Annotated in this window: 17 protein-coding genes; 7 read left to right on the forward strand and 10 right to left on the reverse strand. The window is 42.0% G+C overall.

Features of this window, described 5'->3' with window-relative positions; genetic code table 11:
- Position 1 precedes the first annotated feature (1 nt).
- The 4 genes from AC4E92_RS07255 to AC4E92_RS07270 are packed head-to-tail and all read right to left on the reverse strand — an operon-like array spanning position 2 to position 4,132.
- Positions 2 to 1,159 carry a class I SAM-dependent rRNA methyltransferase gene (locus AC4E92_RS07255; RefSeq protein ID WP_490239958.1) on the reverse strand — a complete coding sequence of 386 codons (1,158 nt, stop codon included), beginning with the start codon at positions 1,157 to 1,159 and terminating at the stop codon, positions 2 to 4.
- Positions 1,155 to 2,243, reverse strand: a complete 1,089-nt coding sequence (locus AC4E92_RS07260; protein WP_490239931.1) for an iron-containing alcohol dehydrogenase family protein — start codon at positions 2,241 to 2,243, stop codon at positions 1,155 to 1,157. The genes AC4E92_RS07255 and AC4E92_RS07260 overlap by 5 nt, the downstream gene beginning before the upstream one ends.
- A 12-nt stretch (positions 2,244 to 2,255) precedes the next feature.
- Entirely contained in the window at positions 2,256 to 2,936 is a 681-nt protein-coding gene (gene nfi / locus AC4E92_RS07265; protein ID WP_490239932.1) for an endonuclease V, read from the reverse strand.
- Positions 2,936 to 4,132 (reverse strand): LCP family protein, encoded by a 1,197-nt coding sequence (locus tag AC4E92_RS07270; protein WP_490239933.1) that lies wholly within the window; start codon positions 4,130 to 4,132, stop codon positions 2,936 to 2,938. Before AC4E92_RS07270 ends, nfi begins: the two co-directional genes overlap by 1 nt.
- A gap of 61 nt (positions 4,133 to 4,193) precedes the next feature.
- Between AC4E92_RS07270 and AC4E92_RS07275 the strand changes: the two genes are divergently transcribed.
- The 6 genes from AC4E92_RS07275 to AC4E92_RS07300 are packed head-to-tail and all read left to right on the forward strand — an operon-like array spanning position 4,194 to position 9,154.
- Positions 4,194 to 4,589 carry a hypothetical protein gene (locus tag AC4E92_RS07275; protein WP_490239934.1) on the forward strand — a complete coding sequence of 132 codons (396 nt, stop codon included), beginning with the start codon at positions 4,194 to 4,196 and terminating at the stop codon, positions 4,587 to 4,589.
- Positions 4,586 to 5,062 (forward strand): restriction endonuclease, encoded by a 477-nt coding sequence (locus AC4E92_RS07280; protein WP_490239935.1) that lies wholly within the window; start codon positions 4,586 to 4,588, stop codon positions 5,060 to 5,062. The genes AC4E92_RS07275 and AC4E92_RS07280 overlap by 4 nt, the downstream gene beginning before the upstream one ends.
- Positions 5,063 to 5,079: 17 nt before the next feature.
- Entirely contained in the window at positions 5,080 to 6,336 is a 1,257-nt protein-coding gene (gene kamA / locus AC4E92_RS07285; protein WP_490239936.1) for a lysine 2,3-aminomutase, read from the forward strand.
- Positions 6,324 to 7,211 (forward strand): hypothetical protein, encoded by an 888-nt coding sequence (locus tag AC4E92_RS07290; RefSeq protein WP_490239937.1) that lies wholly within the window; start codon positions 6,324 to 6,326, stop codon positions 7,209 to 7,211. Before kamA ends, AC4E92_RS07290 begins: the two co-directional genes overlap by 13 nt.
- Before the next feature lie 3 nt (positions 7,212 to 7,214).
- Positions 7,215 to 8,315: a DNA polymerase III subunit beta gene (gene dnaN, locus AC4E92_RS07295; RefSeq protein ID WP_490239938.1), complete on the forward strand. Its 1,101-nt coding sequence runs from the start codon at positions 7,215 to 7,217 to the stop codon at positions 8,313 to 8,315.
- A gap of 2 nt (positions 8,316 to 8,317) precedes the next feature.
- Positions 8,318 to 9,154: an ABC transporter ATP-binding protein gene (locus tag AC4E92_RS07300; protein ID WP_490239939.1), complete on the forward strand. Its 837-nt coding sequence runs from the start codon at positions 8,318 to 8,320 to the stop codon at positions 9,152 to 9,154.
- Here AC4E92_RS07300 and AC4E92_RS07305 read toward each other — a convergent pair.
- The 5 genes from AC4E92_RS07305 to AC4E92_RS07325 form a co-directional block, all read right to left on the reverse strand.
- Positions 9,132 to 9,863 carry an amino acid ABC transporter ATP-binding protein gene (locus AC4E92_RS07305; protein ID WP_490239940.1) on the reverse strand — a complete coding sequence of 244 codons (732 nt, stop codon included), beginning with the start codon at positions 9,861 to 9,863 and terminating at the stop codon, positions 9,132 to 9,134. The two genes, AC4E92_RS07300 and AC4E92_RS07305, sit on opposite strands and share 23 nt — an antisense overlap.
- Positions 9,860 to 10,579 carry an amino acid ABC transporter permease gene (locus AC4E92_RS07310; protein ID WP_490239941.1) on the reverse strand — a complete coding sequence of 240 codons (720 nt, stop codon included), beginning with the start codon at positions 10,577 to 10,579 and terminating at the stop codon, positions 9,860 to 9,862. Before AC4E92_RS07310 ends, AC4E92_RS07305 begins: the two co-directional genes overlap by 4 nt.
- A 16-nt stretch (positions 10,580 to 10,595) precedes the next feature.
- Positions 10,596 to 11,354, reverse strand: coding sequence for a transporter substrate-binding domain-containing protein (locus AC4E92_RS07315; protein WP_490239942.1), 759 nt, complete (start codon positions 11,352 to 11,354; stop codon positions 10,596 to 10,598).
- A gap of 238 nt (positions 11,355 to 11,592) precedes the next feature.
- Positions 11,593 to 12,924 carry a TldD/PmbA family protein gene (locus AC4E92_RS07320; RefSeq protein ID WP_490239943.1) on the reverse strand — a complete coding sequence of 444 codons (1,332 nt, stop codon included), beginning with the start codon at positions 12,922 to 12,924 and terminating at the stop codon, positions 11,593 to 11,595.
- A complete protein-coding gene (locus tag AC4E92_RS07325; RefSeq protein WP_490239944.1) occupies positions 12,921 to 14,309 on the reverse strand; it encodes a TldD/PmbA family protein in 1,389 nt (462 codons plus the stop codon). The genes AC4E92_RS07320 and AC4E92_RS07325 overlap by 4 nt, the downstream gene beginning before the upstream one ends.
- 92 nt (positions 14,310 to 14,401) lie before the next feature.
- Here AC4E92_RS07325 and AC4E92_RS07330 point away from each other — a divergent pair, with 92 nt between their 5' ends.
- Entirely contained in the window at positions 14,402 to 15,475 is a 1,074-nt protein-coding gene (locus AC4E92_RS07330; protein ID WP_490239945.1) for a THUMP domain-containing class I SAM-dependent RNA methyltransferase, read from the forward strand.
- 21 nt (positions 15,476 to 15,496) lie between these two features.
- Here AC4E92_RS07330 and AC4E92_RS07335 read toward each other — a convergent pair whose 3' ends face one another.
- Positions 15,497 to 20,449 carry a DNA-directed RNA polymerase subunit beta' gene (locus tag AC4E92_RS07335; protein ID WP_490239946.1) on the reverse strand — a complete coding sequence of 1,651 codons (4,953 nt, stop codon included), beginning with the start codon at positions 20,447 to 20,449 and terminating at the stop codon, positions 15,497 to 15,499.

Below are 20,449 nucleotides of genomic sequence, written 5' to 3' on the forward strand. Positions count from 1 at the left end.
CTCACCTCCAGATTTGCATTATATGAAACTTCAAATATCTCGTTTCCGGTACATCGAGTAAAACCGGATGATCAGCCGGTTGAGATCCTCTGTAAAGTATACATGCTTGAACTTTACAATCTTCTGCAGAGTCCTGTAAAACCTGCTCGAAATCCTGTTCTGATAGAACTTGTGTACAGCACGAACTGACCAGAATACCAGGCTTTTTCAACAATTTCATCGCTCGAAGATTTATCTCTTTGTGACCTCTTTGGGCGGAAATTTTTGAACTTGAAGATTTTGCAAAAGAAGGTGGGTCAAGTACGATAAGATCGTATTTTTCCTGTGAAGATTCTTTTCTCAACCAGTCAAAAGCATTTTCCCTTATCAGTTCATACCGCCCATCAAAACCATTCAATTTCAAAAGTTGCTCGGCGATACTCAAAGAACGTTCCGAATAGTCGATCAGTTTCACATGTTTTGCACCGTATTTCAACAGATGCAGGGAAAAATTACCTGTGTAAGAGAACACATCCAGACACACCCTGTCTTTTGCATATGGTAGAACGGCTCTTGCGTTGTACCTTTGATCCAGAAAGGCACCGGTCTTTTGACCTTTTAAGTCTGCAGCAACTGTCAGATCCTCTGAGCGATAAAATATCACTTCTGGTCCTGAGCCATAAAGCCATTCACAGATCTGACTTAATCCCTCTTTTGACCTCACGGGAGAATCAGATTTCTCGTAGATACCACTGATTTTCAGTTTTTTCAAAAGGGTCTTCACAATCAGGTCCTTGAGTTTTTCCATCCCAAGGGTGTTGATCTGAACAACCAGATATGAATCGTATTTATCGACGATCAAACCGGCGAGCCAGTCAGACTCACTGTAAATCAACCTGCAAGCTTGTTCAGAATTGAGTATGTGTTCACGTCTCTTTATGGCTTGATCGATTCTTTCCTCGACGATTCTTTGAGCTGTTTTCGGTTGAGTTGTCAAAAGCCGAACAGTTATCTTTGACTTTGTGTTTATGTAACCGCGACCAAAGAACTTCCCGTTCTGAAGAAGAACATCTACAAGCTCTCCTTCTTCAAATTCTCCATCTATTCTGGATATTTCAGTAGAATATATCCATGGATGATAATTTCTCCTATTTTTGTTCAGAACAACGTATGCACTAATTTGTCCTCATCCTCTCGTATAATTTTCTGATGCTCGATTCATCAAATGTACCACGTGTGAACTGTATATGTTTGGCACCAATGGCTCTTTTTACCCATTTTTCGAGTTCTTCATCATCGATCTGCAATTTGATTTTTAAACCGCACGATGCAATAAAATCTTTGATATCACCAAAGATCTGATTGATCTTTTTCACCTTCTGGGGAACTTCATCTTGTGCTGCTTGAACAACAACATCGAGAAATGCGGCCGTTGCATCGCCATGTCTGATTCCTTTGAATGTGCTCAGAGGATATCCAAGTACATGGGCAATAGTTGTACTTGTCTGACTTATCACCATGCCAGCCAGGCATGAAGCCAGAGACATGGCTGATCTGGCTTCAAGGTCATTTTGATTTTGAAGAACTTTCGGCAGATTTTCCTTTATCATCTTCATCGCTTCCTGCGCATACAGATCAGACATCGGGGTAGCCCTCTTTGAGAGAAAACCTTCCACCGCATGGCATAACGCATCAAGACCTGTTGATCTTGTCAACGACACGCTCATACTCACGGTATAAGAAGGGTCCACCATAGCAATAACAGGGAAAATCACATCATGTGCAAATCCCCTTTTAAAACCACTATCATCTGTGAGAACTGAGTACTGAGTCACTTCGCTACCCGTTCCAGATGTCGTTGGGACAGCTATTATGGGAAGCGATGAACTGTACTTAGAGGCATCGTACAAATCTTCCACGGACAGGGATTTATTTTTCAAAAGAACAGCTATTGCCTTTGCCGAATCAAGTGGACTGCCGCCGCCTACACCTATGACAAAATCGAAATTCTGTATTTTACATTCTGCTACTGCCTCTCGAATGTGATCAAATGTGGGATTTTCTTCTATTCTGTCGTACACGTAAAATTCTATTCCCAGAAATTCGAGTGCATCTTCAATATCATTCAAAGACCCATTTATCCTGGATGAACTTTTACCCGTTACAATTAAAGCCTTTCTTCCAAAATTTTTGAATATCTCCCTGTTTTTCTCAACTACTTTCTGTGAAAAGAAAACCCTTGTTGGCATGAAATATTGCCACATTTTCGATACCTCCTAAAAAGAAAGTTTATCACTTTTGTACCGCCATTTTTGAGAAATCAGATGTGCAATTCTTGTTGGTTCCGGTAATCTGTAGGATGTACAGCACTTCATGACGATATCGATCGACGACTCAAGATCAATCATATGACCGGGTGAAACAAAAACGGGTTTGAATTTGCTGTGAGTCCTGAGAACAGCACCGATGATTTGATCATTATCGTCATACAGATATTCATAATCTCCCTTCTTCAAACCCGGTTCTTTGTATTTGCCGTAAAGATGGGACTTTGCAACACCTATCGTGGGAAGCTCCAGAAAAAGCCCCATGTGTGCTGCTATACCCATGTGCCTTGGATGAGCAATCCCCTGTCCATCAAACATAACCACATCTGGTTTTGACCGCAGTTTCTCCCATGCCTTGAGAAAAGCAGGACCTTCTCTGAAGGCAAGCAGTCCGGGGATATATGGAAATGAAATTTGAGAACTTTCTGTGACGTATTCGACCATCTGCATCGATCTGATATCCATTACCACTATAACTGCATATCCCTGATCAACTCTGGGAAAAGACAGATCCACACCGGCTATTAGCTCTGCGTTTTTCAGCGGTAATTGTTTGAGTAACTGTCTCAACCTCAACTGTTCTTGCTTAGCCTGTTGCGGTGTCAGATCCCATGAATGAAGTTGTCTCATCACTTGATCACCAGCACAACTGCGTCGTATGGAAACGATGGATATATCCTGTTTTCAGACATTTTCTTTATGATAGATAGATACTGTGCAAAGGTGTCCTGATCCGAAGACAGTTTGAAAACAAAATCGTAATCTGGATATACTTTTTTTATCAGAGACTTCACTTCTTCCTGATTTGTTCTGTTGAGAATTATAACTGTGTTCCTATTAGAACTTATTCCCACATCTTCCCACACAATTTGATTTGGTAAAACACCGGCGTTCTTATTCCACAGGTCCTGAGTGCGCACAAGAAATCCCCTTGATTTGTCAGATGAACAGTTTATCAAAAGAACGCTCGGTGCTGACTTTTTCTGAGAAATGTTCAAAGAAGAGAGAGTATTTTTATAATCGACAATTCTTTGCGTGTCTACGACCACATCACCATCTTTGTTGATCAAATACGGAAAGGACACAAAACCAATACTCATGTTCTTTTTCAAACGCAAGAAAAGATAGATCAACTCACCTATATCCATATTCATGGAAACACTCTTTCGAACACTCAAGAACATAGATGCGATCTGCAAAACATCAAGACTCCTTGCCTTGTCAGCAAGTTTTATCAAAACCTCTTTTTGTCTCTCTATTCTTGCAAGATCACCCATTGCCTCTCTACGATACCTTATGTAAGCGAGTAATTGGTCTCCCATCATTTGATAAATCCCGGGTTGAAAGTCGATGTAAAGGTTTTGAACGCTATCTGTATACTTCATCGGTTCTTTCACCTGTATTTCTATCGGTCCAAGTCTATCGCCAAGGTATTTGAAAACCTCGTAGTTTATAATCGCATATCCATCGATTTCGATGCCCAATAATTGCTTGATCACTTCCTCAAGACCTTTTATACCAGATCTCTCATACAGTGAATTTATCTTGTTTGTGCCGATCAACAAATCTCTGGGAATATTGCTTATTAGAACCTTTCCAAGCTGGTGGTCGATTAACACAACCATGATTGCATCTGTCCTGACCGTTTTCTCTATAATGGCATCTGTTCCCACAACGAGCAAACAATACGGATTTTTTTCAACCTTTTTGTATAGAATCTGCATCAATATTCTGCCCGGCACCAAAAAACCAAGTACGAGCACAAGAACAGTAACGGCAACGGTCGAAAGTAGGATAATGAATGTTGACTTTCGCAGTTTGTGCACCTCCAATGGAATTTTACCATTCAAAGTTGTACAATTTGTATATGGTAGCGGAGTGATACAGTTGCTTTTGCTTAAATTGGTCATTTTCACAGTATTGAGCCTGATACTGATAAAAGTTGCAAGAAAATCATTAAAAAGCCAGAAACCATTGAAATCACAGGTACAAAAAACCTTTCAGGAAAATGGCTGGAGCTGCTCAATGCACACCTACTACGGTAAAAGCTGGATAGCCATTTACAAAAGATTGCTGCAAAGGCAGGTAGTCCTTGTCAATGAGGACGTGCTCACATTCGACGATCTGAGAAAGGCTGTGATCATTTCACTACTGTCAAATGTGAATCAGATGAGAATATACTGTTATCAGATCACTCCCCATACCAGGAAAGCAATCCACATGCTCTCAAAATCTCGAAGACTTCATGGAATAAAACTCACCTCACGGGAGCTTATAAAATGACAATAATGGTAATACTGTTAGCGATTGTTCTGATCATCGCACTGTATTTGATCTTCAAAAAAAGACCACCAAAATCATCGGATCTGAGGAAAAAATGGCAGAATGGTTTCAAAGATGGATGGGCTTTTGAACAGTTTATGGCAGATCTTTTTAACAGCCTTGGATACAGAGCCATCGTGACCAAGGGATCCCATGATTTTGGAGCCGATCTGATTGTCAAAAACAAAAGGACTACTTATATTTTTCAGGTGAAATACTACAGCAACTCAATATCACCAAAGGCACTCGAAGAAGCTCTCATGGCAGCAGCATTGTACGGAATTGATAAAATAGGAATAGTCACCAACGGTGAGATACCTCAGGCTGTAAAAAACTTCGCCGAGCAGATTTGCAGAAAAACTTTTGTCAAAAAAGTTGCCTTGATAGGTAGACCAGAGATAGAAAAGATGCTAAAAGGAGAAAAACCCATTTGATTAGGAGGGATTTAACCGTGAGAGACTACAGGCAGATCCCTATATGGAAGGATGTAACACCACAGGAATGGAATGACTGGCACTGGCAGTTGAGCAACAGAATAATGGATCTTGAAACACTGCAAAAAGTTGTCAATCTGACCGAACAGGAACGGGAAGGTGTTAAACATTCTCTGAAGTTCTTGAGAATGGCTATAACACCTTACTACGCGACTTTAATGGACCCAGACAACCCAAAGTGCCCAGTGAGAATGCAGGCTATTCCAACTGCCAAAGAACTGAACATTTCCAGCGAAGAGATGGCTGATCCACTACACGAAGATGTCGACTCACCAGTCAAAGGATTAACACACAGATATCCAGATCGAGTGTTATTGCTGGTAACAGATCAATGTTCGATGTATTGCAGACACTGCACCAGAAGAAGATTTGCCGGAGAAACCGACGCACCGCTTCCCGAAGAATATCTGAACAAAGCCATTGAATACATAAAAGATAACAAAAAAATCAGAGATGTTCTGATCTCAGGAGGAGATCCTTTAACCCTTTCAACTGAAAAACTGGAGAGTATAATTCGCAGAATCAGAGAAATAGATCACGTCGAGATCATAAGAATAGGTACACGTGTTCCGGTTGTACTGCCGATGAGAGTGACTGAAGAGCTCGTCAATATGTTAAAGAAATATCATCCAATATGGATAAATACACATTTCAACCACCCAAAGGAATTCACCGAGCAGTCAACCAGAGCTCTTGCAATGCTGGCAGATGCCGGTATCCCGCTTGGCAATCAGAGCGTTTTGCTCAGAGGAATAAATGATTGTCCGCAAATTATGAAAAAATTGGTACACGAACTGGTGAAAAACCGCGTACGGCCGTATTACATATACCAGTGTGATCTCTCCAGAGGTCTGTCACATTTTAGAACCACTGTCTCAAAGGGTATAGAGATTATAGAATACCTCAGAGGTCATACGTCGGGTTTTGCCGTGCCAACGTATGTGATCGATGCACCCGGTGGAGGAGGAAAAATCCCGATTGAACCCCAGTATCTGGTCTCGATGGGTGAAGGAAAAGTCGTGATCAGAAATTACGAGGGAGGTTTCTTTGTGTACCATGAACCAAGAGATTACAAAAGCGAATGCAGTGAAGATTTCATCGAAGAGGAAAGAAAAAGTCAGGATGGTATTGCTTCGCTGTTAACAGGTAAGCGCAGGTACTTGATTCCCAAGGAAAGCGACAGAATTCGGAGGTCAAAAAATTGGCAAGAGTGATTTACGTTGTAGGCAACACGAAAAACGCAGGCAAAACAACTGTTGTTAAACATCTATTACGTGAAATGGACAGTGTCTGTGTTACGAGCATTGGCTTTGATGGAGAAGAGACCGATAATATAACTGGCTCACCAAAACCCCTGGTGGATTTAAAAGCCGGCGACTTTGTCCTGACCTGTGAGAAGTTTCTCGATGGTTTACACTTTTCAATAATCGAAGCAATCGATGAAAATCCCCTGGCTGGAACTGTTTTTCTGGCTCAGTCCATACTTTCCACCCATGTGATGATTGCCGGAGCAACACCCAGAGCCATCGAAATCACGGCCAGAAAAAATTGTTTTGACACGCTCATAGTCGACGGTGCCTTGGATAGACTTGTGCATGCCGGATTCATCGAAGATGCACATATCATTTTTGTTATTGGTGCACAGCAGGGAGAAATAGAATTTCAAAGATCTGTTGAGCGTGTCCTTGGAGCGATTCAAATACCACTTGCACCGCAGTTTGTGCGGGAAATGTTCAAAGATTGTAACAGCGTCTGTGGATTGAAAAACAACGCGGTGGAAAAAATCAGTCTATCACTGCTGGATAGTAAAATTTCAGGCAATTACGACTGGGTTTTTGTCCCCGGCGTACTCACAGAAGAAGTGGTGAGAAAATCTTGCCAGATAAAATTCTGTCTGGCAAACCCTTTTTCTTTCTTCGGAAATCCTTTGAAATTTGATAATATATATACCGTGAAGAACTTACAGCTTGACAGGGTGTATGTGAACCTTTTCGACAAACCGTGGCTAAAGCAAAAGTTTTTAAAGATTGTGAAATCATTCGGGTATGATGTATACGATGTACTTTCTGTTGACTCTCAGGAGGGATGAAAAATGAAAATCATCGTGGAGGCAAGTGAACTTTCGAATAAGATCTCCATTGTCTCAAAAACCGTACCTTCAAAGACGATCAAGCCAATAATGGCATGCATTCTTTTCGATGTCTCGCAAAATGGTACATACTTACATGCTACCGATCTGGAAACCGGTGTCAAGGCACGTCTTGAATGTGAGCCAGACACCGAGGGAAAATTTGCCGTTGATGCAAAAATCCTCTATGAAATAGTTAAAACTCTGCCAACTGAAGGAAAAATTCAGTTGAATCTTTCATCAAACCTGCTGTCTCTTGAGTGCGGACGCAGCAAATTCAGAGTTCCCACCATGGATCCGAGCGAATTTCCAGAAGTATCTTTACCATCAGGTGGATACGCATTGAATATAGAAGCCAAAACACTTTCAGAAATGATTGAAAGAGTAATCTTCTGCGCTGCCAAAGATGAATTCATGCGAAACCTCAACGGCGTTTTCTGGGAAATTGGAAACGGCTTTCTCAGGTTAGTAGCTTCTGATGGCTTTCGCCTGGCTCTGGCAGAAGAAAGGCTCTCAGCACAGAGTGAATCAAGTTTCTTGATCTCGCTCAAGAGCATGAAAGAACTTGAGAGCATACTTTCAAACTGCTCTGAAACAACCATAACCATTCAATACGATGGAAAACGATTATCTTTGAGCACTCCAAATATAGAAACAGTTATGAGAGTAGTGGAAATAGAATTTCCAGATTACAAAAAAGTCTTACCCAAAGCCTTCAAAAGCAAGGTAATTCTTCCAAAAAACGATCTGATCGAAGCACTCAGAAGAACAATGGTCATAGCAAAAAGAGGCAGCGAATCAGTTAAGGTCGAAGTGAGCGAGGACACATTATCGCTGAGCAGCAGAAGTCCAGATTCCGGTGAAATGAACGAAGAAATTCCGGCCAGAAAAGAAGGCGAAGACATTGTTGCCGCATTTAATCCTATTTTCCTGATGGAGGCTCTCAGACATATTCACACAGATGAAGTTGAATTCAACTTTGTGGACAGTACAAGTCCATTGCAGGTAAATCCGCTGAATGTGGAAGGATACCTGTACATAGTGATGCCTATAAGGATAGTTTGATCATGAAAATACTCTGTGAAAACGTCAGCAAATCTTTTCGGACCAAAAGAGTTCTTGAAAACATCAGCTTTCAATCGCAAGAAAACTGCGTAGCAATTCTGGGAGCCAACTCAGCAGGTAAAAGTACTTTGCTGAAAATCTTTGCCACCATTCTCAAGCCCGACAATGGTTCTATAGAAATCGATCAGATCGATGTGATAAAAAAACCTGCGAAAATCAGACAGATGCTCAGTTTTGTGCCGGAAAATCCTTCATTATTGAAGGAATTGAGTCCTGTCGATAACATAAAACATTTTGCCTGTCTGAGAAAACTGTCAGTCGATCCAAAACAGATCATGGAGAAATTCAGCATACCATTCACGAACAATCCTGTCAGAAACCTTTCTAAGGGCATTCAACAAAGGTTGATGCTCGCCATCTCTTTGATGGCAAAGCCGAAATTGCTGATACTTGATGAACCCACAGATGGTCTTGATCGCGAATCAAAACAGCTTTTCTGGAAAATGCTCATTAAGATGAAAGATGAAGGCACGACAATATTGCTTAGTACACACGATGAAGAAGAAGTACTGGCAGTCGCAAGTTATTTGATCATACTGGATAAAGGCAAGGTTCTTTTCGCCGGACAGGTGCAAAATCTCCCTGTGGGAAAATTCTACGCCGTTCAGGTTGAAGGAACTTTCCCACAAAACCATATTCTGTCGAACCTGAATGGAAAAACTGTAGTACTGGCAAAAGACGAAGAATTACCAGAACTGGTCAATCAGTATAAAATTTTGAATGTTAAGAGCATCGGTCTGAGAGAAATCGTCGAGCTTAAGAATAAACATTTGCTATGAAATTTTTCGCATTTTGGGAGATCGGCTGAGTGAAAAAGCTAATTGGGTCTGAATCTTCCACGATGACACCGTCCTCCATGTACAGTATTCTACAAGCCACACTTTTTGCAAAGCTGACCTCATGAGTTACCACTACCATGGTATGACCTTCTAAGGCGAGTTTTTTCATCACTTGGTTCACTTCCCCAACCAGCGTTGGATCGAGTGCCGAAGTTGGTTCATCAAAAAGTATGAGATCTGGTTTCATTGCCAGCGCCCGTGCTATAGCCACCCTCTGTTTCTGACCACCCGAAAGTTGCGATGGATAGCTGTGTTCTTTTTCAGACAATCCAACGATCTTTAGGCATTCTCTGGCTATCTGACAAGCCTGATCTTTCGAGAGCTTTTTAACCTTTATCAAGCCGAGCATGACGTTCTCCAGAGCAGTCATGTGGCTGAAAAGATTGAAATGCTGAAATACAAAACCAATCTGCGATCTCACCTGCCTGAGGATCGATTGATCATTAACAACCTTTTGACCTTTAAAGAAGATCTCACCTCTGTCTGGCGGGATTAAATAATTTATCGTCCTGAGCAGAGTTGATTTGCCAGCACCCGAAGGTCCCATTATGACAACAATTTCTCCTTTCTTCACCTCAAAAGAGACACCTCTTAAAACCTGCGTTTTTCCATAACTTTTGTGGACATCAACAACTTGGAGCAAGCTCATGGTATGGCAAGCCTCCTTTCCAACCAGTTGCCAAGCACCGAGAGAATACTGGTAATGCCGACGTAAAAAATCGCTATGGTCAGATAGCTTTCAAAAGAAGCCAGCGTCTGCGTTCCAACCTGTCTACCAGTCATGGTCAATTCCGCCAGAGCTATGACAGATGCCAATGAACTGTCCTTTACAAGGCTGATAGACTGTCCAACAAGAGCCGGTAATGAAATTCTGATGGCTTGTGGAAAATGAATATATAAAAACACCTCAAATTTTGTCAAGCCCAAAGAAAAACCAGCCTCAAGTTCTCCTTTATCAACTGCATCAAGACCGGAGCGAATAATCTCGGCAAGGTATGCACCCTCAAAAGCTGACAGTCCAAAAACCGCCGCCCAGAATCTATCAAAAGGCAGGATACTGCCAAGACCATAGTAAGTCAGAAGTATCACAACTAACAGCGGAGTATTCCTGAAAAAGAAAATATAGAGTATGGCAAATTCCCTGAAAATTCCCGAAGATCTTCTCATCAATGCAAAAACCATTCCAATCAAAAGCGATATGAGCAGTGAAAAACCACTCAAATTCATGGTTGTAAACAACCCGTGCAGGAACACTGCACGGTATTTAAACACAACTGTCCAGTTGAATGGATAAACCTGAGCTATTGAAAAATAAATCGCGAACAAAACGACCCCTGTAATGAGTACCGCATAAACTTTCTTCACTATCGCACCTCCAAAATCAATCGCCAATGAGCCATTTTTTGTAAAGCTCATCTATCAAACCTGTGGTTTTAGCCCACTGAACAAAGGTATCAAGCCATCTGAGTGTTTCAAAATCACCTTTTCTCACTGCGATACCCAGATCTTCCAGACTGAGCAATTCCTGAACCATTCCCAGTGTGTCATATTTCTGCGTGAGAAACTTCACGTAGATCGAATCGTTAACCATGATATCTGCGCGCTTTGACACAACCTGAAAGGCTGCCTCATCCATTGTTGAAAAGGTCAGTATCTTTGCCTTTGGAAACATCCTTCTTGCCGTGAATTCTCCCGTGGTACCAAGCTGAACAGCTATGGTTATCTGTTTTTGAGAGAGTTCCTGATAAGTCGGTGGTGTTTTAAAACTGGTTTTGTTATATAATATAGCCTGTCCGACAGTTAAATATGGTATCGAAAAATCCACTTTCAGAGCGCGTTCGGGTGTAATTGTCATACCGGAAAAGATCATGTCGAATTTCCCAGAAAGAAGAGCCGGTATGATACCATCCCAGTTGACAATGACAAACTCCACTTTAACACCGAGAATTTCCGCCATCTTGTTAATCAGTTCAACTTCAAGCCCGACGCGCTCACCTTTCTCATTTGTGCCATATAGCGGCATGTAACCCTCGTCCTGACCGATTCTCAAAACACCTCTTTTTTGAATATCTTCGATCAAAGAAGCAAAACTCAGTACCACGACCAGAACCAAAACCACTGCCACTAAGAACCTTTTCACCTCGACCACCTCCATATAAAAAAACCGGGCTGTTTTTCACAGCCCGGTTTTTGTTTCCTACCTATCAGGTGGCATCTAACGAAGTACCACCCGGGGGATCAACCGGGCTGTACCTCGTATGATGCTTTATTTCAACTATTGAAGGTTGGAGCCAGTAGTAAAAACCAGTCACAACTAAGCCACCTTTCAATCTGTTTGCATAATCATACTATGACAAAAACTGTTTGTCAAGAGTCAATCACAACCCACTACCTGCCACATCGATATTTTCAATCAAAACAGATGGGAAATAATTAGAACCTGAAACCAGTTCCGAATCATTGCCAACTTCTTCAATCTTTTTGAGCAGCTCAAGAATATTTCCAGAAATGGTTATCTGCTCAACAGGCTTTACAATTACACCGTTTTCAACATAATATCCCAGTGCACTGACGGAAAACTCTCCAGATACGGTCCTGACTCCTGAGTGCAAACCATCAAGAGCAGTTATTATCAAGCCTTTATCGAGTTGTTTTATCAGCTCTTCATAGGTTTTGTTTCCCGCTTTGACAACGACATTCAGTGGGACACATTTATAAGTGAAGACATTGCCAGTTGGTTTGACGTTGTCTTTTTTCGCAGATTTCAACGAGTGAAAATACGTTGTCAGAATACCCTGATCGATGAAAGACTTTCTCCTTGTGGGAACACCTTCATTGTCAAACGATCTCTTTATCGGTGCTTTTTCAAAAAATGGATCATCTACAACGGTGAGTTTCTCACTGGCAATTTTCGAGTTGAGTTTGCCTTTCAATGGAGACAGACCTTTTTGAACTGATTCCGCCGAAAAGATCGGCATGAAGGCTGAAAACAGTTCCGAAAAGACATCACGCCTGAGAATCGCCCTGTACTTACCACTTGGAATGCTCTCTGCTCCAAGTTGAGAAAGTGCTTCCTGCGCCGCCTCAGCAACTATCTTCTCTGGATCGATCTGGTCCGGTTTTGATCCAAATTGAACCTTGAAGCCTCTTTTTGGTTTCTTGCCATCTGATGCAACAAGATACAGATAAGCCACACCAAGACCTGCGCTTTCCGAAAGATCGAGTCCTTTTGTGTTGAATATACAAATCTCATACTTTTCGTGAGAATATGCACTCATAATTACCATCGCAATGCGCCTGTCGCGCGCCATCGCTTTCTGCTCCATAGCCTTTGCAAGGTCGATTTTGCTCTTAACTGGAACTTTTTCAAATTCATCTTCAAAATGCTGCGGCTCGAGATACTCACCAGAACCATTATGAACAGAATCTTCTTCCAGCGTATCTGTCACAAGAAGATTCTCATAGGCACTATCCACCAGAAATTCAGCAGATTTTTCATCGATGATTTCACACGATGAGAAAGCGGCTTTTGAACCTTTGAGCCCTTTGAATGTAACTTGGAAAGAATCTGCATCGGTGTAATTGTCAACATTTTGTTTGCTCACAACTACGCCAAATTCCCTGTTTCTCATAAAACGCAGTTCACACTCATCAAAACCCTTCTTTTTTGCATAAGAAAAAACTCTGTCTTTGAAATCTTCTATTCTCATTTGCTTCGCCCCCCAACTATGAGCTCAGTCACCCTGATCGTTGGCTGCCCAACATCTGCCGGGATGCTACCAGAAATAGAACCGCACATTCCCTGACCACGTTCCAGGTCATTTCCAACCATATCAATCTTTTGTATTACTTCAGAACCTTTACCTATGAGCGTTGCGCCGCGAACAGGTTTGGTTATCCTGCCTTTTTCTATCAGATATCCTTCTGCAACGGCAAAATTGAATTCGCCTGTGGCTGGATGTACCGAACCACCGCCCATTCTCTTTGCGTATAATCCATATTCTGTTGCGGAGATTATCTCTTCTGGTAAATACTTTCCTGGAAGGATGAAGGTGTTGCTCATTCTCGAAGTTGGTGCAAATTTGTAATTTTGCCTTCTGCCACATCCATTGGGCTGAATACCCATCTTTCGTGCATGGAACCGATCAACCAGGTATGTTTTGAGAATACCATTTTCTATGAGCAAATTTCTTCGTGTCGGGATTCCTTCGTCGTCTATGTTGTTAGATCCCCACGCATTCGGTATTGTGCCGTCATCAACAGCAGAGACACATTCTGATGCTATCTTCTGACCTATCTTACCTGCAAAGACAGACGCACCTTTTGCAACAGAAGTCGCTTCCAGTGCGTGACCACATGCCTCATGAAAGATAACCCCACCAAAGGCATTTGCAATGACAACCGGCATTTTACCGGCAGGTGCATATTCTGCTCTGACCATTCTGTCTGCGATTCTTGCCGCTTCAACACCCACGCTGTAAGGATCAATTATGTTAAAGAACTCGATTCCCATGGCTGCCCCCGGACCGAAAAATCCAGATTCCTGTTCTGAATCCTTTGATGCAACAGCGTTGACCATTAACCTCGTCCTGACACGACGATCCTGTGAGATCAACCCTTCTGAATTTGCTATGAAGACCTTCTGGTCATAATCCCAGTATCTCACAACAACCTGACTTATGAGACTTGAATAATTTTTTGCCCCTTCGTGTGCCTTTTTCATCACTCTGACTTTTTCAGACTTTGAAACCTCCTGAGGATAGAAAAAAACAATATGGGAGTTTTTGACATCTTCTTTGATCATGTTAATCGATCTTTCAAAATTACCTTGGATTTCAAGGGCATCTATCAATCTATCGAGCATCAAAAAAAGCTGATTTTGTGAAAAATCATTTGTGTAGGCATAAACCTGCTGCTCACCCTTGAAAATCCTCAAGCCAATCCCAAACTCACGCCCACTGCTTGCTGTCTCTACCCTGCCATCGATCATCGTCATCTCTGTGCTCACTCTGTCTTCTGCAAAAATCTCCACAAAATCTGCTCCCTTGCTGATGCCTTTGTTAATCAACCCCTCAACGACTTTGCTGTCTATCAAATAACTCACCTCCTACAGTAATTGTACCACTCAATTTCTTAGCAGAGCTAACTAAACCATTATCTGCTAAAATCAACCACAGAGGTGAAAAAGTGGAATTTGTAGCTTTATGCAGTGCGGGACTTGAAGGTGCCGTTTGCGCCGAGTTAAGAAAACTTGGCTTGAAAATAAAAATGGTCACAGCAGGACACGTACATTTTTATGGACAGCTACAAGATATCCCCGAACTGAACTTGAAACTGAACAGCGCAGATAGAATAATGATACTCATGGCATCCTTCCAGGCTCAGAATTTTGACGATCTTTACAGTGGAACCTACAGCGCACAGTGGCAGCAGATTGTTCACAAACACGGAAATCTCACGGTTGAAAAGGTCAAGGTTAGAAACTCAAAACTTTCTGCAACCGGTGCCATTGCATCTGTTGTAAAAAAAGCCATTTACAACAGAATAAAGTCCGATGGTACGACCGATGGAAGAAATTACCCTTTGTATATTTATCTGAAAAATGACATTGCATCAGTGATGATTGATACGACAGGAAAAGATGCGTTGAACAAAAGAGGATATAGAATCAAAACCTCGGCTGCACCGCTGCGTGAAACAATAGCAGCAGCATTGATTTTGCTCAGTCACTGGGATGAGAAAACCACTCTTGTGGATCCATTCTGCGGAAGTGGCACAATACCAATCGAAGCTGCAAGAATGAGTCTTAAGATTTTAAACAACAAAAGATCTTTTGCCTTCCAGCAATGGCCCATATTCAGTGATTTTTCCATCAACATCACAGAAAATTCCAGCACAAATCACATCATTGCCATGGGTTTTGATAAAGACAAACAGATACTCAAAGTTGCAAGCCAGAATGCTCAGAGAGCTGGTGTGAAAAACAATATAATCTTCCAGAATATAGCTTTTGAAGATCTAAAGACATTCAAAGGTCGTTTTCACGTCTTGACCAATCCACCTTTTGGAATCAGATTGAAAGAAGGTGATTCAAAATTTTACAGAAACCTTCCAAGGTTGAGAGAGCTGTTTTTAGATTCAAAGGTCTGTCTGATCACGCCAAAAGAAGATCTGGAAAAATTCTTTGGTGAAAAGGCAGTCAAGAAATTCAGGTTTCAGAACAGCGGTATCTGGACATGGTGTTACATTTTTGATAAATAAAAAAGGGGCAAATGCCCCTTTTTATGCCATCTTTTCAGCTTCTGCCGCTCTTGGAGTTTCTTCTATCTGGATATTCGCAAAGGTCTCAAGACCGGTACCCGCAGGTATGAGCTGACCGACTATGACATTTTCTTTCAAACCTTCTAAGAAGTCTACACTACCTTCCACAGCAGCTTCTGTGAGAACCTGAGGTGTCTGTTGGAACGACGCGGCGCTCAGCCATCCTTTTTGTTCCAAGGAAGCCTTTGTTATTCTCAAAAGTCTTCTTCTGTATCTCATAGGTTCTTTCGGTGCTATCTGATAGAAAGTTGGTTTGCCCTCGTCGTAGATACAGACTTCTTTTACTCCTGCCTGAATCGCTTTCTCAAGTACTTCTTCAACCAGTTCTGTTCCTTCGGCTGCTATTTCCTCGATCTGATCACCAATCTTTGCAACTATCTTTTTTGCGAGAATCTTACCAAGCACAAAATTCTTGTTGCTCTGAACATTTGCATTGGCTTTCAATATCTCTTCGTTTATTTTCTCGGCTTCGGAAATAGCCAGAAGTTGACCGGGTAAGTAGTCTGTATCACCTGGATCGATGACTTCAACCTTTCCAAGCATCTGTTTTATGATGATCTCAAAGTGTTTATCGTGTATTTCAACACCCTGTTCCACGTAAACCTTCTGCGTTTCCGTGAGTAAATACATTGCTGTCGCCTCAACTCCAAGAGTATCCATCAACTTTCTCAATCTCACAGCGCCGGTTGTTAGCATCATACCCGGTAATACCTTCTGTCCTACTCTAACCTTGACCTTTGTTTTGTCGGGGACTTCATACTCGTGTATACCGCCAAGGTAATCCTCGATGTATACCTTCTGTTTACCGTCAACATCCTTTATATCTTTCACAAAACCGGCTTGTAGAGCGAAAACTCCTTCTGGCTCTTTGAGCTTTTTCCTTGCTTCGAAAAGCTCCTCTGCTCTCGGTAGACCTTGTGTGATGTCGGCAGTTGTTGCTATACCACCTGTGTGGAATGTTCTCATCGTAAGCTGAGTTCCCGGCTCACCTATAGACTGCGCGGCAATTATACCCACTGCTTCACCAACCTGCACGATCTTGTGGTTAGACAGATCCATACCATAACACATCGCGCAGACTCCTTTTTCAGCTTCACATGTGAGCACAGAGCGAATGTAGATATTCGGTCTCACCATGACACGACTGATGCCATTTTCTTCGAGTAATTTTGCCGTCGTTTCGTCTATTTCTTCCTGAAACACAAGTAGCTGTTTTTCTCCTTTGTTGTCATTCAAATCCTGCTGTGAAATAGTCCCTACTACCGGGTACATTTTTATCTTCAAAGATCTTCTGCCTGCGTTTCTTGCCGTTCTCACAACATCCCATGTGAGTTCTGTTCCCACTTCTAAATAAGTACCATCTGTTCGTACCTCTTCTGCCAGTTCAGAGTAACAGTGAGGCAAGTGCAAGCTCTGTAAATCCAGCGTCTGTTCAACACAAACTGGAACAGACACAGTGTAATTTGCAAGAAATTCGGCATCGTCATCAGAAAGCATTGTGTTTCTGAGATATTCTCTACCGGTCTGTGGATTTTTCACAACCTCTCCGGTCAGTGGATCAAGGACATCTTTTGCCAGAGTCCTTCCAAAGAGAAAATCTTTCAGTTTTTGTACATCCAAATTGTCACTGCTCACGAGTTTAATGGCTTTTATACCATTTTCTGTACCACAATCGGTTGTTGTTATGACCACACTCTGAGAAACATCCACCAATCTGCGTGTTAAATAACCAGCCGAAGATGTTCTCAATGCTGTGTCTGCCGCACCTTTTCTTGCACCGTGCGTTGAGATGAAAAATTCCATGCTGGTTAGACCTTCACGGAAGTTTGAAATGATCGGTATTTCGATAGTTCTACCAGATGGGTCTGCCATCAATCCGCGCATTCCCGCAAGTTGTTTGACCTGATCTATGTTACCCCTTGCACCTGAATTAACCATCATATACACCGGATTGAACGGATTTTCACCAAGAGCACTGTAAGTTGCATTCTGAACATCTTCTGTGGCTTTGTTCCATACCTTTATTATTTCTCTGTATCTTTCCTCAAAATTGAGAAATCCCTCGTTGAACTGATCTTCAATGTACTCCACTTTCTGTCTGGCTTGTTCAATTATCTGGTTTTTCTTCGGTGACACTATTAAGTCTTTTAGAGAAATCGTCAGTCCGGAAACTGTGGCATAATGGAAGCCAAGGTCTTTCATGTCGTCCAGTAAGTCTGCTGTGGCATCGATACCGTGTCGCTTGAAGGTATCATATATCACGTTTTTGATTTCTTTTTTGCCGAAGGTACGTTCATAATCTCTCAGGTCTGGCGGGATGATTTCGTTGAGAATGATCCTTCCAACTGTTGTTTTGACTATCTGTTCTTTATCATTAATTCTCACCTTCGCCAGTACCGGTGTGTGAAGCTTAACATATCCCAGAGAATATGCGAGTACAGCCTCTTCAGTTGATCCAAAACGATATTTTATTTCCTGTGGTTTTACCTTATCAAAATCATTTCCTACAGCCGTCAGATAGTACACTCCGACGATTATATCCTTACCTGGCATCGATATCGGTTTTCCATGTGCCGGTGATATTATGTTATATCTGGAAAGCATCAAATATTTTGCTTCAGCCTGTGCAGCAGCCGAAAGTGGCACATGCACTGCCATCTGGTCACCATCGAAGTCAGCATTGAACGGTGGACAAACAAGCGGATGAAGCTGGATGGCATTACCTTCTATCAGCTTTGGCTCAAAAGCCTGTATGGACATCCTGTGAAGTGTAGGAGCTCTGTTGAGCAAAACCGGATGACCTTTTATAACCTCTTCAAGTATGTCCCATGCCTCAGGCATTTCTTTTTCTATTATTGCTTTTTTCATTTTACGAGCCGCTTTGCTTGACTCTCCACCTTCTTCAAGGAGTTTTGACAGGACGAATGGCTTGAACAATTCCATAGCCATCTTCTTCGGCAGACCGCACTGATGTATCTTCAATTCAGGACCAACAACTATAACGGCTCTACCGGAATAGTCCACGCGTTTTCCCAGAAGATTTCGTCTGAATCTTCCCTTTTTACCCTTAACAAGATCAGTCAGAGATTTGAGCGCTCTACCATTTCTATCTGCAACAGCCTTACCAATCCTTCCGTTGTAAATGAGACTGTCAACTGCCTCCTGAAGCATTCTTTTTTCGTTTCTTATAATAATATCCGGCGCATTGAGCTCTAAGAGCCTTTTGAGCCTGTTGTTTCTGTTTATAACTCTTCGATAAAGATCGTTCAAATCTGTAGTGGCAAACCTGCCTCCATCTATCTGAATCATGGGTCTGAGTTCAGGTGGAATAACGGGTACGACCTCCAGAACCATCCATTCTGGTCTTGCATTGGATTTGATCAAATCTTTCACGATCTTCAACCTCTTCAAAAGCTTCAACGCTCTTCCACTGCTCTTTGGAAGCTGGGACAGTTCTGATTCGATCTGCGCTTTGAGTTTTTCTAAATCGATTTTTTCGAGCAATTTTTTGACTGCTGTTGCACCATAGTGAGCCTCTATCTTGCCAGGATACAGTTCTCTATAAGCTTCGTATTCACTCTCGGTTATGATCGAACCAACGGTTAAACCAGTTTTCTTTGAGAGCTCTTCATCGATTTCTGTGATGGCTACTATGGGCCTATCATTCTCAACCTCTGCCTCAACTGTGAATTGATCAGGATAGTGTTCCTGGAAAATCTTGTACTCGTGGGCAGACAGTACCTCGTCTTCAAACAGAAACCTATCTGCCAAATAATCTCCTGCCTTGACTGTATCACCGTCATTGACGTATGCCAGCGCACCTTCAAAGATTGGGTATTGTTTTTCCTGAATGACCTGTTCGATATACAAAGTACCAGCCGAAAGAACTTCATAAGTGCCGTCTTCCATCGGTCTGACATTTAGATCTCTGCCGAAAACCACCCTACCAGAACCCGGGCTCTGAACAGGCTGAATTGTACCGGCACTCAAAAGTTCATCGGCAGCTTTTACTTTGCTACCATTTTTGACCATTACCCTGACACAGTACGGAATAGTCACAGTAACAGGCTGTTCTTTGCTGGTAGCAAGTGGTTTGACTGTCATGGTAGAAGCGAGTTCGTCTATCTCAACAGATCCGTCAAAAGGCGCATAAAACGGCGGAATCTGTTTCTCAGCAACCAGAAGAGTGTCTTTTTCAACCATCTGGTCGTTTTTCACCAAAAGGATCATACCCGGTTGAAGTTGGATGGGTATACGCTGATTGTTTCGAACTATTATCCAGGTGATTTCCCTTCCAGTGTTACCTTTTTCAGTTTTAATTTTGATTTCACCGTCGATATCAGATACAACAGGCGATTTTGGATTTTTAACGGTAACTGCCATCTCTGCTTCAAAATCCAGAGCATTTTTGTAAATCTCATACTCGGTCTCATACAGCACATCACCAGCAGCAAATTGAGTCTTTTTTGGGTCAATAATCACATAGGAACGCTCGATAATCCTTCTACTGCCGTGGTATATGATATTTTCAAGATCTCGTGCCGGTATATTCAACAGCGTGGAAAGCACGCTCGGACTGCTTTTCAAATACCATATATGTACAACTGGAGCTGCCAGTTCTATATGTCCCATCCTTTTTCGACGTGCTTCTTTGGATTCTACTCTCACACCGCATCTTTCACATACAGTTCCCTCGTATTTTTTGCCTTTGTACTTTCCACAAACGCATTCGTAATCTTTTGTCGGTCCGAAGATTTTCTCGCAAAACAATCCGTCACGTTCTGGCTTGAAAGATCTGTAATTGATGGTCTCAGGTTTTTTAACTTCTCCACTGGACCAGCTTCTTATTGTTTCAGCAGAAGCTATACCAACCTTGACAGATGCTATTTTTCTCTTAAAAGTAGATATCGCCAT

It is taken from the genome of Pseudothermotoga sp. (genome assembly GCF_031962025.1).
Taxonomy (GTDB): Bacteria; Thermotogota; Thermotogae; order Thermotogales; family DSM-5069; genus Pseudothermotoga_B.